Here is a 1,237-nt window from a genome sequence, read left to right as displayed (position 1 = left end):
CCTTCGAAGGTCCGATGATGGCGATCAAGACTGTCAACGCCCTCTCCCACTACACCGACTGGACCATCGGCCACGTACACGCCGGCGCTCTGGGCTGGGTGGCGATGATCTCGATCGGCGCGATCTACCACATGATCCCGCGCCTGTTCGGTCGCGCGCAGATGCACAGCACCGGCCTGATCAACGCGCACTTCTGGCTCGCGACCATCGGCACCGTGCTCTACATCGCTTCGATGTGGGTCAACGGCATCACCCAAGGCCTGATGTGGCGTGCAATCAACGACGACGGCACCCTCACCTACTCGTTCGTTGAAGCGCTGCAAGCCAGCCACCCGGGCTACATCGTCCGTGCACTGGGCGGTGCGTTCTTCGCCAGCGGCATGTTCCTGATGGCGTACAACGTCTGGCGCACCGTGCGCGCCTCGAACCCGGCTGAAGCCGAAGCCGCTGCCCAGATCGCTGTCGTTGGAGCTCACTGATGAAGCATGAAGCTGTCGAGAAGAATATTGGCCTGCTGGCCTTCTTCATGGTCATCGCTGTCAGCGTTGGCGGCCTGACCCAAATCGTTCCGCTGTTTTTCCAGGACGTCACCAACAAGCCGGTCGAAGGCATGAAGCCGCGTTCGGCGCTGGAACTGGAAGGCCGCGACGTTTACATCGCCAACGGCTGTGTCGGCTGCCACTCGCAGATGATCCGTCCGTTCCGCGCTGAAACCGAACGCTATGGCCACTACTCCGTCGCTGGTGAAAGCGTCTGGGATCACCCATTCCTGTGGGGCTCCAAACGTACCGGTCCGGACCTGGCCCGTGTGGGCGGTCGTTACTCCGATGACTGGCAACGTGCGCACTTGTACAACCCGCGCAACGTCGTCCCAGAGTCGAAAATGCCGGCTTACCCGTTCCTCGTGGAAAACAAGCTCGACGGCAAAGACACGGCCAAGAAAATGGAAGTGTTGCGCACGCTTGGCGTCCCTTACACCGACGAAGACATCGCCGGTGCCAAAGATGCCGTGAAGGGCAAAACCGAAATGGACGCGCTGGTGGCCTACCTGCAAGGCCTGGGCACCATCATCAAAAGCAAACGGTGAATTAGATGGATATCGGGATGATTCGTGGCCTGGGCACCGTTGTCGTGATGGTGGCCTTCATCGGTCTGGCGCTGTGGGTGTTCAGCCCCAAGCGCAAGTCGGAGTTTGAAGACGCGACCTTGCTGCCTTTTGCGGATGATCCCGAAGCCA

Annotated in this window: 3 protein-coding genes; all 3 read left to right on the top strand. The window is 60.4% G+C overall.

Translation table 11 applies throughout. The annotated features are described in order from the left end of the window. Window positions 1–479: cbb3-type cytochrome c oxidase subunit I (locus ACIOVB_RS27805; RefSeq protein ID WP_401272310.1), on the top strand; the 479-nt coding region annotated here is incomplete at its 5' end. Then, window positions 479–1,087, top strand: a complete 609-nt coding sequence (gene ccoO / locus ACIOVB_RS27800; RefSeq protein ID WP_095047713.1) for a cytochrome-c oxidase, cbb3-type subunit II — start codon at window positions 479–481, stop codon at window positions 1,085–1,087. The genes ACIOVB_RS27805 and ccoO, both read left to right, overlap by 1 nt. A gap of 5 nt (window positions 1,088–1,092) precedes the next feature. Then, window positions 1,093–1,237 (top strand): cbb3-type cytochrome oxidase subunit 3 (locus ACIOVB_RS27795; RefSeq protein WP_401272311.1); only part of this gene is annotated, 145 nt, incomplete at its 3' end.

The organism is Pseudomonas sp. NPDC087639, from assembly GCF_044743385.1.
Taxonomy (GTDB): domain Bacteria; phylum Pseudomonadota; class Gammaproteobacteria; order Pseudomonadales; family Pseudomonadaceae; genus Aquipseudomonas.
This window is presented reverse-complemented; position numbering and strand designations above follow the sequence as displayed.

Coding starts and splice junctions, on each gene's coding strand:
- ccoO (WP_095047713.1), top strand. CDS start 479: ATGAAGCATGAAGCTGTCGAGAAGAATATTGGCCTGCTGGCCTTCTTC.